Origin of the sequence: Saccharothrix texasensis, from assembly GCF_003752005.1 — a bacterium.
Classification (GTDB): Bacteria; Actinomycetota; Actinomycetes; order Mycobacteriales; family Pseudonocardiaceae; genus Actinosynnema; species Actinosynnema texasense.
Genome location: NZ_RJKM01000001.1, coordinates 300,453 through 315,737 on the forward strand (window position 1 = coordinate 300,453; position 15,285 = coordinate 315,737).

The 15,285-nt window shown below is 73.2% G+C and carries 12 protein-coding genes; 11 read left to right on the forward strand and 1 reads right to left on the reverse strand.

The genetic code is table 11. The features are described 5' to 3' along the window. Positions 1-9: 9 nt before the first annotated feature. The 11 genes from EDD40_RS01170 to EDD40_RS01220 all read left to right on the forward strand — a co-directional run bounded on the left by EDD40_RS01170 (position 10) and on the right by EDD40_RS01220 (position 12,651). Complete coding sequence (locus tag EDD40_RS01170; RefSeq protein WP_123741241.1) at positions 10-1,656, forward strand: class I adenylate-forming enzyme family protein; 1,647 nt, start codon at positions 10-12, stop codon at positions 1,654-1,656. A 3-nt stretch (positions 1,657-1,659) separates the two neighbouring features. Then, positions 1,660-3,342 (forward strand): condensation domain-containing protein, encoded by a 1,683-nt coding sequence (locus EDD40_RS01175; RefSeq protein ID WP_123741242.1) that lies wholly within the window; start codon positions 1,660-1,662, stop codon positions 3,340-3,342. After that, positions 3,339-4,706: an aminotransferase-like domain-containing protein gene (locus EDD40_RS01180; protein WP_342777746.1), complete on the forward strand. Its 1,368-nt coding sequence runs from the start codon at positions 3,339-3,341 to the stop codon at positions 4,704-4,706. The genes EDD40_RS01175 and EDD40_RS01180 overlap by 4 nt, the downstream gene beginning before the upstream one ends. An 88-nt stretch (positions 4,707-4,794) precedes the next feature. Continuing rightward, a complete protein-coding gene (locus EDD40_RS01185) occupies positions 4,795-6,204 on the forward strand; it encodes a class I adenylate-forming enzyme family protein (protein WP_123741243.1) in 1,410 nt (469 codons plus the stop codon). A 48-nt stretch (positions 6,205-6,252) separates the two neighbouring features. Then, positions 6,253-6,507, forward strand: coding sequence for a hypothetical protein (locus EDD40_RS01190; protein ID WP_236594981.1), 255 nt, complete (start codon positions 6,253-6,255; stop codon positions 6,505-6,507). Beyond that, a complete protein-coding gene (hppD, locus tag EDD40_RS01195; protein ID WP_123741244.1) occupies positions 6,488-7,576 on the forward strand; it encodes a 4-hydroxyphenylpyruvate dioxygenase in 1,089 nt (362 codons plus the stop codon). Before EDD40_RS01190 ends, hppD begins: the two co-directional genes overlap by 20 nt. Before the next feature lie 11 nt (positions 7,577-7,587). Next, positions 7,588-8,487, forward strand: a complete 900-nt coding sequence (locus EDD40_RS01200) for a phytanoyl-CoA dioxygenase family protein (RefSeq protein WP_211348043.1) — start codon at positions 7,588-7,590, stop codon at positions 8,485-8,487. Then, complete coding sequence (locus EDD40_RS01205; protein WP_246037319.1) at positions 8,475-9,476, forward strand: thiamine pyrophosphate-dependent dehydrogenase E1 component subunit alpha; 1,002 nt, start codon at positions 8,475-8,477, stop codon at positions 9,474-9,476. Before EDD40_RS01200 ends, EDD40_RS01205 begins: the two co-directional genes overlap by 13 nt. Beyond that, a complete protein-coding gene (locus EDD40_RS01210; protein WP_123741246.1) occupies positions 9,476-10,444 on the forward strand; it encodes an alpha-ketoacid dehydrogenase subunit beta in 969 nt (322 codons plus the stop codon). The genes EDD40_RS01205 and EDD40_RS01210 overlap by 1 nt, the downstream gene beginning before the upstream one ends. Positions 10,445-10,458: 14 nt before the next feature. Next, entirely contained in the window at positions 10,459-11,379 is a 921-nt protein-coding gene (locus tag EDD40_RS01215) for an alpha/beta hydrolase (protein ID WP_123747662.1), read from the forward strand. A gap of 126 nt (positions 11,380-11,505) precedes the next feature. Further along, on the forward strand, positions 11,506-12,651 hold the full coding sequence (locus EDD40_RS01220) for a glycosyltransferase (RefSeq protein ID WP_123741247.1): 1,146 nt from the start codon (positions 11,506-11,508) through the stop codon (positions 12,649-12,651). Positions 12,652-12,698: 47 nt separating this feature from the next. Here EDD40_RS01220 and EDD40_RS01225 read toward each other — a convergent pair whose 3' ends face one another. After that, positions 12,699-15,242: a tetratricopeptide repeat protein gene (locus EDD40_RS01225; RefSeq protein WP_170184897.1), complete on the reverse strand. Its 2,544-nt coding sequence runs from the start codon at positions 15,240-15,242 to the stop codon at positions 12,699-12,701. Between the last annotated feature and the right edge of the window lie 43 nt (positions 15,243-15,285).

The window sequence follows — 15,285 nt, forward strand, 5'->3', positions numbered from 1 at the left end:
GGAGGTCTCATGAGCGGGGCGAACCTGCGCACCGCGTTGGCGCAGGACATGCGGGTCGGCGCGGGCAACGTGCTGCCCATGCTGGTGGAGCACGGCGCGGACCCGGACACGCCGCGGATGACCTTCGACGTCGACGTGGACGGCATCCCCGCGTGGACCCCGCTGTCGCTGCGCGACCTGACCGAACGGGTCGCGGCACGGGCGGACTGGTTCGCCCGCAAGGGGATCGGCCGGCGCGACCCCGTCGCCGTGTTCGTCACCTCCGCGGCCGACGTGTTCCTCAACTTCTTCGCGCTCAACCACCTCGGCGCGATCCCGGCGCTGATGAACGGCGCCATGCCGATCGAGGTCGCCGCGGAGTTCGTCCGCCGGCTGCGCGGCGTCGGCGTGCTGCTCGACGCGGACCACGCGGCGTTGCGGGACCACGAACTCGGCGTGCCCGTCCTCGGTGACGCGGCGGAGACCGGCACCGGCGACCCCGAGCAGGCGCCGCCGCCCTACCGCCACCACGACGACGACCCGGTGGCGATCACGCACTCTTCGGGCACGACCCGGATGCCGACGCCGGTCGTCCACTCGCACCACAGCCTGTTCGCCGCCGTGCGCGCGGTGCGGCTCACCGAGGCCAGGCCGCACGGTCGGGTGCGCGAGCTGTCCGTGCTGCCCGCCGCGCACGCGGCCGGGATCATCGTGGTGAACCAGGCGCTGTGCAACGGCTACGAGCTGCTGTGCCTGTCCGCGCAGGGCGGCCCGTTCGAGCGCAGCGGCGAGGTGGTGCTGGACGCCATCGAGCGGTGGCGGCCGACCGGGGTGTTCGGCTTCGCCGTCACGTGGGCCGAGCTGGCCCGGTTCGACCTGTCGAAGCGCGACCTGGGCTCGGTGCGCAACTGGTCGAGCACCGGTGACTGCGCGCACGAGGCGCACATCCGGCGGTTGGTCGCGGTCGGCAGCCACCCGGTCTGGACGCCGGACGGCGTGGTGGACGAGCCGGGCTCGAAGTTCATCGACACGCTCGGCTCGACCGAGATGGGCCACAGCGCGTTCGCCATCAGCCACCGGCCCGGCAGCGACCGCTACGACCGGTGCGTCGGCAAGCCGTACCCGTTCGCCGAGGTGGCGTTGCTGGACGTGACGACGGGCGAGGAGGTGCCGGTCGGCCAGGTCGGGCAGTGCGGGCTCAAGTCGCCGACGCTCGCGCCCGGCTACTGGAACGACTCGACCGCCACCTACCGCAACCGCCTCAACGGCTACTACCTCACCGGCGACCTGATGTACCGGGACGAGGAGGGCTACTACTACCACCTCGACCGGGCCAACGACGCGGTCGACCTCGGCGGCGGCGAGTGGCTCTACACCGCGTTGTCCGAGGAACGCGTCCTGGCCCGGTGCCCGGACGTGCGCGACTGCACGGTGCTCGCGTCGAAGCAGGACGACGGCGCCCCGGTGACCGACGTGCTGCTGGTGCTGCACGAAGGGGCCGATCCGGGGCTGGACCGGGGCGAGGCGGTGCGGGCCGCGCTCGGCGAGGCGGTGGCGCGCACGGTGCGGCGGGTCGACGTGGTGCCCGACGAGCAGCTGACCGTCGGGCCGACCGGGAAGGTCCGCAAGTTCCTCATGCGGCAACGGGTCCTGGCGGACGCGCCACACGGGAGGTAGCTCGTGCGGTACCCGCTGTCGTTCGCGCAGGAGTGGGCGCTGTCCCGGCCCGCGGTCCTGTCCCACGCGACCTGGCTGGACGGTCCGGTCGACCCCGCCGCGCTGCGGCGGGCGATGGACGTCGTGGTCGCGCGGCACCCGGTGCTCCGGACGCACGTCACCGCCTCGGGGGAGCAGGTCGTCTCGGAGACGGGTCGTGTGGTGCTGGAGCACGTCGTGCTGCCCGGCGACGTGGCGCGCGCCGAGTCGACCGCCGCGGAGCTGGCCGAGCGGCCGTTCGACCTGTCACGCGAGCCCTTGGCGAGGGCCGCGGTGATCGAGGTCGGCGCGGGCCGGTGGTTGTTCGCGCTGGTGGCGCACCGGGTCGTGGCCGACGCCTCCACGTTGGCGATGCTGCTCGCCGATCTGTCCACTGTGTACCGCGGAGGCCTGTCCGAGCTTCCGCCGTCGTGGATGGACTACGGGGACTACGCCGTGTGGCAGCGCGAGCGGTTGCGCGGTGAGGAGCTGGCACGTCAGCTGGCGCACTGGCGCGAGGTGCTGCGCGACGCGCCCGCGCCGGTGCGTCTCCCGGCCGGGCATCGTGCCGCGTCGCTGACCGCGGTGGCCGACCCGACCGCGGTCCGGCGGCTGGCGGCCGTGGCGGAGGGGACCGGCGCGACCCTGCTCGCGGCGTTCCTCGCCGCGTACGCCGTGGTGCTGTCCCGGTACGCGGGTCGGGCCGATGTCGTGGTCGGGGCACCGGTGAGCGGCCGCACCCGGGTGGAGCTGGAGCCGATCGCGGGCCCGTTCGCCGACGTGGTCCCCGTCCGGGTTCCGCTGGCGGGCGAGCCGTCCTTCGCCGAACTGCTCGTCCGGGTGCGGGACGCCGCGGCACAGGCGGTGTCGCACGACGAGGTTCCGCTCGGGGTGCTCGTGGAGGAACTGGGGGTGGGCCTGTCCGACGCGGTGCGGTTCACCTTCCCGCCGCCTGCCACGCCCGCCCTGGACCTTCCCGGGGTGACCGTGCGGAGCCGGGTCGCCCTGAGCGACGCGGCCACCGCCGATCTCGACTTGCGGGTGGACGAGCACGGCGCCCTGACCCTGGAGCACCGCACCGACCCGGGGTTCGCCGACTGGGTGCTGCGGTCGGTGGTGGCGGTGCTGGAGCACGCGACCGCGGACAGCGCGGTGTCGGAGCTGCCGGTGCCGGCTCCCGAAGACACGTGGTCCGCGGTGGTCGAGCCATCGCCGGCCGAGCCGTCGCCCAACGGCGCGGTCCGGTCCGCTGCCGCGGAGGCCGCGGAGCCCGAGGCGGACGTGAGTCCGGTGCCGGCGCGGGGTGAGATCGAGCAGGCCATGGCCAAGACCTGGGCCGACCTGCTCCGCCGGCCCGGCCGGGTCGGTGTGCGCGACAACCTGTTCGGCCTGGGCGGGGGATCGCTCGCGGCGGTCCGGTTCGCCTCGATCGTCGCCGACACCTACGGCGTCACCCTGCCCCTCCCGCTCATCTTCGCCTCGCCGACCGTCGCGGCGCTCGCGGAGTTCGTGTCGGCGGAGTTGGAGGCCGCCCGGGCGGCCCGGGACGTCGAAGCCGACCAGGCGGCCCGGTTGGCGAGGTTGTCCGACGACGAGCTGGACGACCTGCTGCGCGCCGTCGTGGCCACCCGCGAGCGCCGCCGCTCCACCGGGGGTGACGGAAGGTGAGCACAACGCCCGCCACCGCCGGGGACCTCGCCGAGCTGGACACCGGCACGCTGTTCGGCGCGCTGGAGGATCCCGCCCTGAACTCGATGAACTTCCTCAACGAGGTGGCGATCCACTATCCGGAGGCGATACCGCTGGCCGCCGGGAGGCCGAGCGAGGAGTTCTTCGAACTGGAGGACGTGCACCGATATCTGCGCATCTTCTCCGAGCACCTCGGCCGGCGCCTGACCGAGGCCCAGGTGCGGCGCACCGTATTGCAGTACGGCCGGACCAAGGGAATCATCCACGAACTGGTCGCGGAAAACCTCCGACTGGACGAGGACATCTCGGTCGACCCGGAATCGGTCGTGGTCACCGCCGGTTGTCAGGAAGCGATGTTCCTCGTCTTGCGCGCGTTGCGCGCCGACGAACGCGACGTGCTGCTCGCGGTGTCGCCGACGTACGTCGGGCTGACCGGCGCGGCCCGGTTGGTCGACCTGCCCGTGCGCCCGGTCCGCACCGGGGAGCACGGGATCGACCTGGAGGACCTGGTCGCGGTGATCCGCCGGGAACGCGCCGCCGGCCGCCGGCCGCGAGCCTGCTACGTCGTCCCGGACTTCGCCAACCCGTCCGGCCTGAGCCTGGACCTGGCGACCCGGCGGCGGCTGCTGGAGGTCGCGGCGGCCGAGGACGTCCTGCTGATCGAGGACAACCCCTACGGGCTGTTCCACGGCGACGCGGACCGGGTGCCGACGCTCAAGGCCCTGGACGCGGCGCGGCGCGTCGTCTACCTGGGTTCGTTCGCCAAGTCCGTGCTGCCCGGCGCACGCGTCGGCTACGTGGTCGCCGACCAGCGGGTATCCGGCGCCGACGGCACGACCGGCCTGTTCGCCGACCAGCTGTCGAAGATCAAGAGCATGCTGACGGTGAACACGTCGCCGATCGCGCAGGCCGTCGTCGGCGGCAAGCTGCTGGCGCACGGCTGCCGCCTCGCCGGCGCGACCGCCCCCGAGCGGCGGCTCTACGACCGGAACCTGCGGCGCCTCGTGACCGGCCTGGCGGAGCGCTTCCCGCCCGGGTCGGACGTCACCTGGACCGTGCCGACCGGCGGGTTCTTCGTCGTGGTCACGGTCCCGTTCGCGGTCGACGACCGGCTGCTGGAACGCTCCGCCCGCGACTACGGCGTGCTGTGGACGCCGATGGGGCACTTCTACGACGGCGTCACGGCCGTTCGGGCGCTGCGCCTGTCGTGCAGCGCCGTTTCCGTCGACCAGATCGACCGCGGCCTCGACCGGCTGGCCGCATTGATCAATGACCGGTCGGGCCGGTCGGCGGGCACTATCGGCCACGGCCACTTGGCCGATAGTGCTCGCGGTGAACCGTGACGTACTATTCCATGCGCTCGTCGGCGGACGTGACCGAAAACTCCTGCGTAGATATTTCGAGAATTGCGCGACCAGGCGGGGAGACCTGATGACAAAAGGCCTGGCGTCGTCCGGGTTCGAACTCGTGACGAGTCCGGAATGGGTGGACGAGATCCTGCTCCGCGGCGCGGACGACGATATCTGCCTGTATTCGGGCGGACCGGTCGACCGGGGTGCGCTGCGCCGGGTGGTCGCGGACGCGCAGGCACGTCTCGCGGCGGCCGGACTGGGCGCGGGCGGTTCGCTCGCGCTGCGGCTGCCGCCGTCGACGGCGTACGTGGCGAACCTGCTCGCCGGCTGGCGCCTCGGCGCCCAGGTGAGCCTCCTCGACCACCGCCTCACCGCCTACGAGGTCGAGCTGGCGCTCGGCAGGCTCGCACCGCAGGTGGTGGTCGAGCCGGGACGCGTCACGAGCAGCCCGCTCAGCGCGTTCGCCGAGGTGGAGGAGACCGTCACGGCCCGCTCCGGCCGTCCCGCCGGGACACCGCACGCGGTGATCCAGTTCAGCTCCGGGTCCACCGGTCCGTCCAAGGTGATCGGCCGCACGGCCGCCGACCTGGTCGCCGAGATCGAGCGGTACACCCGGATCGACGGCGTGCCGCTGCCGGGCGAGCGGATCGTGGTGCTGGCCTCCATGGTGCACGTGCTGGGCCTGGTCGGCGCCCTGCTGTACGGCCTGCACGCCGGCGTGCAGATCAGGCCGCCCGACCGGCTCACCGGCGACAGCGTGCTGGACGCGGTCGCGGCCGAACCGACCCCGGCCACGGTGCTGGGCGTCCCGTTCCACATCGGACTGCTCGCGTCCGTGGTGGACCCGCCGTCCCTGCCGCAGCTCAAGCGGATGACCACCGGCGGCGAACCGGTGCCCGCCGCGACCGCCGCCGCGTTCACCGGGAAGTACGGCGTGCCGCTGGGCAACATGTGGGGCATGACCGAGGTCGGTGTGATCGCCACCGACCTGTTCGGCGAGCACCGGCCCGCTCTCACCCCGGCGCCCGGCCTGTCGGTCGTCGAGCGCGACGGCGAGCTGCTGGTGAGCCGGCCGGAGTCGCCGTACGTCGGCCTGTCCGACCCGGACCGGTGGGCGGACGGCTGGCTGCGCACCAGGGACGCGGGCGCGGTCGACCCGGACACCGGCCTCGTCACCGTCAAGGGACGGCTGGACTCGCAGGTGTCGGTCGGCGGCCTGAAGGTCGACCTGACCGAGGTGGAGGCCACGGTGGCCGGACTGCCGGGCGTGGTGGCGGCCGTCGTGCTGCACGACGACGTCATCACCGCCTACGCGCAGCTCGACGCGCCCGCCACGGCGGCGTCCGTCCAGGCGGGCCTGGCCGAGCGGCTCGCCGCCTACAAGAGACCACGCCGGCTGCACGTGCTCGACGCGATGCCGCGCACCATCACGGGAAAGCTGGTCCGCGACCGGTCGGTGCTCCGCCAGGCCGCGTCCGGAGGGATGTGATCCGATGAGAACACGAACCGTCGCCGCACCCGGGAGCGGGGTGCCGCGGTGAGCCAGGAGGAGACACCCGGCCGGGACGACGTCCTGCGGATGCTGGCGAGCCTCGACGGCAGGCCGTCCGAGGACGTCCCCGAGCTGATCGAATCGATGGAACTGGCCTGGCTGGTGCACCAGGTGGAACAGCGCTACGGCGTGCGCATGGAACTCGACAGCGGCCAGTACAGCCGCATGACCACCGTCTCCGGAGCCGCTGACGTGCTCCGGGAAGTGATCGGGATGCCTGATGAACATATCCGGGATTGACCACATCGAGTTGTACGTCGGCGACGCGAAGCAGACGGCGTTCTACCTGTGCAGCGCCTTCGGGTTCGAGGTCTGCGGCCAGGGCGGCCCCGAGACGGGGCTGGACGGTCAGCGCTCGCTGCTGCTGCGGCAGGGCGACATCCAGGTCGTGCTGACGACCGGCCTGGTGCCCGACCACCCCGCGACCGAGTACGTGCGACGGCACGGCGACGGCGTGGCCGTGGTCGGGATCGGGGTGGACGACGTCGCGGCCGCCTACCGCACCCTCACCGAGCGGGGCGCCGAACCGGTGTCACCGCCCCGTGAGCACGTGTCCGCGACTGCCGGGGGCGACGACCGGCGGGTCGTCGTCGCCGAGGTCTCCGGCTTCTCCGACGTGACGCACCGGCTGGTCGAGCGGCACGGCTCGCCGCGCGAGTTCCTGCCCGGCGCGATCGAGGTGGCCGAACCCCACCCGGACACCGACGTCAAGCTGCTGCGCGCGATCGACCACCTGGCGATCTGCGTGCCGGCCGGCGGCCTCGCCTCGACCGCGCGCTACTACGTGGACGTCTTCGGGTTCGAGCAGATCTTCGAGGAGTACGTCGAGGTGGGCGGGCAGGGCATGGACTCCAGGGTGGTGCAGAGCCCGTCCGGTCACGTCACCTTCACGCTGATCGAGCCGGACCCGGAACGCCAGCCGGGGCAGATCGACAACTTCCTGACGTGGCACGCCGGCGCGGGCGTGCAGCACGTCGCGTTCGGCACCGACGACATCGTCAAGGCGGTGGGCACCCTCGGCGACAAGGGCGTGCGGTTCCTCGGCACGCCGGGTTCCTACTACGACACGCTCGAGGAGCGGGTCGGTCACCTGGACGCGCCGCTGGACGAGCTGCGCCGCCTCGGCGTCCTGGTCGACCGGGACCACTGGGGGCAGTTGTTGCAGATCTTCACCGAGTCGATGCACGTGCGCCGGACGCTCTTCCTGGAGATCATCGAGCGGCGGGGCGCGTTGACCTTCGGCAGCGGGAACATCAAGGCGCTGTACGAGGCGAAGCAGGGCGAGCTGTCCGGCACGACGGCCCCGTGAAGGGAACCACGGTGAACGAGTTCACGCTGACCGACCACGAACGCGCGCTGCTCCCGTCCGACGACGACGTCCGGTTCTTCGCCGAGCACGGCTGGTACCTGTCGAAGAAGCTGTTCTCCGACGACGAGGTGGACGAGCTGACCGCGGCCGTCGGCCGCTACTACTCCGGTGAGCGGAGCAGGCGGCTGCCGACGCGCCCGCCCCGGCTGGCCTACTGGACGCCCGAGCACGGCGATGTCCAGCGCCACAACGACTACGTGCACTACGAGAGCGACGGCATCGCCAAGGCTCTGCTCAAGCCGCTGATCGGCGCGGTGGCCGCGCGGCTGGCGGAGGCCGACGAGATCCGGGTGTTCCAGTCGACCCTGATCTACAAGCCGCCGATCGCCGAGGAGCCGTCGAACGTCGTGCCCTGGCACTTCGACAAGCACTACTGGTCGTCGTCCTCGTCGGACCGGATGCTCACCGCGTTCATCCCGTTCCACGACTGCGACGAGGAGCTGGGCACGATCACGATGGTCGACGGCAGCCACCTCTGGGAGGAGGTCGGCTCGGACGACAGCGCCACGAAGCACTTCGCCGAGCGCGACGCCGACCACCTGGAGAACCTGCTCACCACCAACGCCGAGCACAACGGCACCACGGTCCGGAAGATCCCGATGATCATCCCCAAGGGGCACATGAGCTTCCACCACTGCCGGACCTACCACGGCAGCGGGCCCAACCGCTCCACCCGGCCGCGCCAGGCCATCTCGCTGCACCTGCAGGACGGCGACAACGCCTACCGCGAGTTTCCCCTGTCGGACGGCAACCTGGCCTTCTACAACCACGACTCCCTCGTGCGGCGCACCGCGGACGGCAGGCCGGACTACGCCGACCCGGAGTTCTGCCCGCCCGTGTGGCGCTCCTGACCGCCGTGGCGGCACACGCGCCGGACTCCGACGTCGGCCTGTACCGCACGGTGCGGCTGATCCGCCGGTTCGAGGAGCGGGCGGTCGAACTCGTGCGCTCCGGCGACATCATCGGCGGCATCCACCCGTACACGGGCCAGGAGGCCGTCGCCGCCGGCGTGTGCGCGGCGCTGCGCGTGGACGACATGATCACCAGCACCCACCGCGGGCACGGGCACGTGCTCGCCAAGGGCGCCGACCCGGCCCGGACGCTCGCCGAGCTGGCCGGCCGCGCCACCGGGCTGAACCGGGGGCGCGGCGGGTCGATGCACGCGGCGGACTTCGGGTCGGGCATCCTCGGCGCGAACGCGATCGTCGGTGCGAACGGCGCGATCACCGCCGGGGCGGCCTGGGCGGCCCGGCAGGACGGCGGCGACCAGGTCGCGGTGAGCTTCTTCGGCGACGGCGCGGTCAACCAGGGCGTGCTGCTGGAGGCCATGAACCTGGCCGCCCTGTGGCGGCTGCCGACGCTGTTCGTCTGCGAGAACAACGGTTACGCCACCACCCTGACCGTGACGGACGCCGTCGCGGGCACGATCACCGGGCGTGGCGAGGCGTTCGGGATGCCGTCGGTGACGGTGGACGGGATGGACCCGCGCGCGGTGCTCGACGCGGCGCGCGAAGCGGTGGACCGCGCCCGCGCGGGCGGCGGGCCGTCGCTGGTCGAGTGCCTGACCTACCGGTTCGACGCGCACCACACCTGGGAGCACAAGGCCCGGGTCCGCTACCGCGACGACGACGAGGTCCGGAGTGGGCGGGAGAGGGATCCGGTGGAGATCCAGGGCGCGCGGCTGACCTGCGACGAGCGGACGAGCGTCGACGCGGACGTCGAGGCCGTCGTGGACGCGGCCGTCGCGTTCGCGCTCGACAGCCCCCACCCCGACCCCGTCGGCGCGCTCGACCACCTGTACGCCACCGGGATGCGGGCGCGTCCGGGCGGTGGTGGGTGATGCCGTGGTTGTCCTACCGGAAGGCGCTCAACCGGGCGCTCGTCGACGAGCTGGCCCGTGATCCGGCGGTGTTCGTGCTGGGCGAGGACGTGCGGGTCGCGGTGTCCAACGTGACCGCGGGCCTGCTCAAGCGGTTCGGGCCCGACCGGGTGCTGGACACGCCGCTGTCGGAGCAGGCGTTCACGAGCTTCGCCACCGGGGCGGCGTTGCGCGGGCGGCGGCCGGTGATCGAGTTCCAGATCCCGGCGCTGCTGTACCTGGCGTTCGAGCAGATCGTCAACCAGGCGCACAAGTTCTCGCTGATGACCGGTGGCCAGACCCGCGTGCCGGTGACGTACCTGGTGCCCGGCTCCGGGTCGAGGACGGGCTGGGCCGGGCAGCACTCCGACCACCCGTACGCCCTGTTCGCCCACGCCGGGGTGAAGACGGTGGTGCCGGCCACGCCCGAGGACGCCTACGGCCTGCTGACGACGGCGATCCGGGACGACGACCCGGTGGTGGTGTTCGCCCCGGCGGCGGCGCTCGACGTCCGGGTGGACCTCGACCACGACGGGCTCGCGCCGGTGCCGCTCGGTGTCGGCCGGGTCCACCGCGAGGGCGAGGACGTCACGGTCGTCGCGGTCGGGCACCTCGTGCACGACGCGGTGGCGGTCGCCGAGGAACTGGCCGGTGACGTCTCGGTCGAGGTGTTCGACCCGCGCACGGTGTACCCCTTCGACTGGGACGGGCTGGCCGCTTCGCTGGCCAAGACCGGACGGCTGGTCGTGGTCGACGACTCCAACCGCATGTGCGGCATCGCGGCCGAGGTCCTCGCCACCGCGGCCGAGGGGTGCGACCTGGTCGTGCCGCCCGTCCGGGTGACCAGACCGGACGGCGCCGTGGTGCCGTTCGCCCGCGGGCTCGACCTCGCCGTGCAACCGGATCGCGCCCAGCTGACCGCCGCGATCCGGAAGGTGCTCAAGCAGTGACGACGGAGGCCCGCATGCCACTGGACCCGCGGCTCACACCGGCGCCCGAGAACACGGCCTCCCCGCCGCTCTACACCCTCTCGGTCGAGGAGGCGCGGGCGGCCGACCTCGCCGCGATCCGGGCGGCGGCGGGCGCGGGCGAGCCGGTGCGCCACGTCACCGACCGGCGCCTCCCCGGACCGGGCGGCGACCTGCCGATCCGGGTCTACCGCCCGGTGGACGCGGCCGGGCCGCTGCCCACCGTGGTCTACTTCTTCGGCGGCGGGTGGGCGCTGGGCAGCATCGACACCTCCGACGAGATCTGCCGCGCCCTGGCCAACGCGGTGCCGTGCCAGGTGATCACCGTCGGCTACCGGCTCGCGCCCGAGCACAAGTTCCCCGCCGCCGTGGACGACTGCCGCACGGCCGTCGCCTGGATCGCCGCGAACGCGGCCGAGCTCGGCGTCGACCCCGACCGCCTCGCCGTGGCGGGCGACAGCGCCGGCGGCAACCTCGCGGCCGTGGTGACCCTGGACCGCGGCGGGCCCCCGTTGGCCGCCCAGGTGCTGGTCTACCCCAACACCGACCACCGCGGCGACACCGGGTCCATGCGCGAGAACGACGATCCCGCCGCGTTCAACCGCCGATCCGTCGCCTGGTACTGGGGCCACTACCTGGCGAGCCCGGACGACGGCCGCGACCCGCGGGCCTCGCCCCTGCTCGCCGAGGACCTGACCGGGCTGCCGCCGGCACTGGTCATCACCGCCGAGCACGACCCGCTGCGCGACGAGGGCGAGCAGTACGCCGACCGGCTGCGCGAGGCCGGCGTGCCCGTGGTCGCCACGCGGTACCCCGGGACGGCGCACGGCTTCTTCGCCATGTCGGGCGTGGTGGACGCGGCCCGTGAGGCGCGGGCCGAGGTCGCGGCGTTCCTGCGCGCGCACCTCGGTCGGTGACGCCCACGTCGCCGGCACGGCGTCCGGGAATCCCTGCCAGGTCCGGTTCGGCACCGTGCCAAGTGGAATGACTGCCAGCGGGAACGCGCATAGGCGTGGGGTGCGGCGGAGTCTAGGCTCAGAACTGTGAGGATCCTCTTCTCCAGCCTCGGCTTGTACGGGCACACGTTCCCCCTGCTGCCGCTCGCGGTCGCCGCGCGGGAGCTCGGCCACGACGTCGACTACTTCACCGGCAAGGGCTTCGCGGACGTCCTGGCCTCACAGGGCATCGAGCACGTCGAGGGCGGTCTGTCGCCGCGCAAGGCGTTCGAGCAGGCGATGGCGGGGACCAGGCCCGGGACGCCGGGGGACGTCGACGTCGAGCGGGTCGCGTTCACGTTCGCCTCGGTGCTGCCGCGCAGCTTCGCCACCGGGCTGGCGCCGGTCCTCGCCGAGCGCAAGCCCGACCTGGTCGTGCACGAGTTCGGCAACCCCGGCGCGGGCCTGGCCGCCAAGGCCGCGGGCGTGCCCGCGCTGTGCCACTCGTACGGCCGGATGTGGCAGGAGCCCGACTTCGCCGCGCCCGCGCGCGACTACCTCACCGCCCTCGGCGCGGAGCTGGGCGTCGAGGTGCCCCGGACCGACTCGATGGCGCTGGGCCACCCGTACCTCGACATCTGCCCGCCTTCGGTGCAGAACCCGGCGTTCCTGGCCTCGTCGGTCCACCGGATCCCGTTGCGGCCGGTGGCGTTCGCCGCAGCGGGGGAGTTGCCGTCGTGGGTCGAGGAGCACCGGGAGCCCTTGGTGTACTTGACGTTGGGCACGGCGTTCAGCCAGGCGACGTTGTTGCGCACCGCCATCGACGGCCTGGCGGTGCTGGGCGCGCGGGTGCTGGTGGCCGCCGGCCCGAAGGTCGATCCGGGGACGTTGGGCGAACTGCCCGACAACGTCGTGGTGCTGCCGTGGGTGCCCCAGGCCGACTTGCTGCCCCACGCGGACCTCGTGGTCCACCACGGCGGCGCGGGCACCACCCTGGGCACGTTCGGCGCGGGCGTGCCGCAACTCGTCCTGCCTCAGGCGGCCGACCAGTTCAACAACGGCGTGGTGGTGACCGAGGCCGGCCTGGGCGACCACCTGCGGCCCGAGGACGCCACCGCCGAGGCGATCACCACCAAGGCCCGCCACCTGCTCACCGACGAGGCGGTACGCGCCGCAGCCCGCGCGATGGCCGCCGAGGTAGCCGGCATGCCGTCACCTCACGACGTCGCCCGCACCCTGCCCGACTACGCCTGAGCAGAACCCGCCGGCCGCCGGGTCGGTGGTCGTCGCGGTCCGGGTGGTCATCGACGGCGTCGTCGTCGGGTGGGGCCGGCGCGTCGCGGGCGGCGCGTGTCGCGTCGAGGTGTCGGGCTCGACGTCACCGTGTTCAGGAGCAGCCGGCACAGTCGGATCATCGGGTGGTCCAGGCCCAGCGTCGGCGATCCGAGCACCACGACCTGCCACAGCAGTGCCTCGGCGGACGGTGTGTCGCCGTTGAGCGCCATGAGGGATGCGAGGTCCAGCCGCGTCTGCAGCGTGGCGGGGTGGGCCAGGCCGTGCACGCGGCACTGGATCTCCAGCACGTCGCGGAGTTCGGTCTCGGCCGAGGCGGTGTCGCCCAGTTCGGCCCGGAGCGCGGCGAGGTTGGCCCGGCAGGTCAGGATGCCGGGGTGCTCGTCGCCCAGCGTCGGCCGCCCGAGGTCGAGCACGGCTTCGTACTCTGCCTTGGCCTCGGTGTTCCGGCCGAGTCGGCGCAGGGAGTGCCCGAGGCCGTGGCGGGCGCTCAGCGCGGGTTCCGAGTGCTCGCCGGACTTGCGCTCCTGGATCCGCAGGATCGACCGGAACTCCACCGCCGCGGCCGCCGGCTTCTCCAGGTCGGCCAGCACGGTCGCGTAGCCGTGCCAGGTGGCCAGCGTGTTGGCGTGCTCCTCGCCGAAGACCCGGCGATGGGCTTGCAGCGCCGCGTGGAACTCCGTCTCGGCTTCGGCTGACCGACCCAGCGAGTAGAGGGCCTGGGCGAGGGCGTGCCGGCCGGCCAGCGTGGCCTCGTGATCCGGTCCCAGTTCCCGCTGCGCGATCTCCGTCGTCCGCCGGTGTGCCTGCTCGGCGGCGGGCCAATCACCCCGCTCGGCCAGCCTGCCGGCGAGCGCGTGCCGGGTGCGCAGCGTGTCGGGGTGGTGGTCGCCGAGCACGCGTCGTTGCACGTCGAGCACTTCCGACAGCTCCGCCTCGGCCTGGTCCGGCTGTCCCGGCAGCGCGGGCGCGCCGCGGACGACGGCGAGGTCCGTCCTGGTCGCGAGCGTGTCGGGGTGGTGCTCGCCCAAGGCCTGCCGCTGGCAGTCGAGGATCACCTGGAAGTCGACCGCGGCCCGGTCGAGATCGTAGACGTGCCGGCGGAAGAAGGCCGCCTCGCGACCGGCGGTGATCGCCTGTTCGACCAGGTCCGGCGGGACGTGGTCGAGGTGTGCCCGGCACAGCTCCAGCGCCGCCTCGGCGTGGGAGGCCAGCGCGTGCCGGCGGGACCACGCCTCCTGCGCGATGGGCGGTGTGCGAGTGGCCGCGTGCACCAGCTTGACGAGAGCGATGGCGTGCTGGTGGACGTCCGGCTCGGCGGCGGCGTGATGGCGGTTGGTGTCGCGGATGAGGCGGTGCAGCGTCACCGCTTGTCGGTCGGGGAGGTCGGCGCGGTCGACGAGGCCCAGGTCGAGCAGGACGCGCAGCAGCCGGGACACGGTCTCCGGGGTGGTGGCCGCCCACGTCGGCACGGTGGCCAGCAGGGTCGCGTCGAGCACGTCCACCGGGATGGGCGCCTGGCCGAAGAAGGACAGCAACCGCAGCAGCGGCCGGGCCCGGGGGTGACCGCGGCGGGCCAGCAGGTCGAGGGACAGCTCCCAGGTGCGGGAGATCAGCTCCCGTTCGTCGCGTTCCTCGTCGTGATCGGCCGGTGGGGCGTCCAGCACGTCCACGCGGGCGTCGAGCGCCGCCTGGTAGTCGACGAACGTCCGGGGGAGTTCGGCACCCGGGACGAGGAGCGCGTCGTCGGCGGCGGCGAGGTAGCTGCCGGCCAGCCGCAACGCCAACGGCAGGCCGCCGAGGCGGTCGCCGAGGCGCTGGGCCTCCGGGAGGCTGCCCGCCCGCGGTCCCGCCAGGTCCGTCAGCACGAGGCCGGCGTCCGCGGCGTCGATACCGGTCAGGAGGCGCTGATCCGTGTGCCGCGGCCAGCTCCGCGGGTTGCCCTGCCGGCTGGTGACGACCACCAGGCCGTGGCCCGGCTCGGGGGGACGCAGCCAACCCGTGCCCTCCGACAACCGACCTCCGCCCGACAACACGTCGGGGTCGTCGGCGTTGTCGACCACCAGCACCCACCGGCCGTCGACGGCGTCGAGGGTGCGCCACAACAGGTCGGGCGCACTGGCCCGGCCCGACCACGCCAGCTCCACCGAGACGGGATTCGCCCCGGCCTGGAGCGCCACCTCTCGAAGACCGCCGGCCAGCGCCTGCGCGTTGTCGGCCGACACCCACCACACCGGCACCTGTCGATCGGCGGCGTGCCGCGCCAACCACAGTGCGAGCGTGCTCTTCCCGTACCCGCCCGCGCCGTGCAGCACGACCAGTCGGCCAGGCGGATCGGCCACCAGACCCGCCAAGTCGGCCGAGATGTCGTCCCGGCCGCGCAGGCGCTCGGGCAGGCGTCCCCACGGAGCTTCCACCGACACCAGACCCGGCCCGTGCCCCGGCGACAGGCGCACGTCGTAGGTGTCGTTGCGGATGTCGCGTCCGGCCTGCTGAACGTTGCCCCCCGACTCCGCCCACGCCCACTGCGACGGCCGCCGAACGTCGTCCACGCACGCCACCCCCTCGGGATCGACATCCACATCCATCCAACCA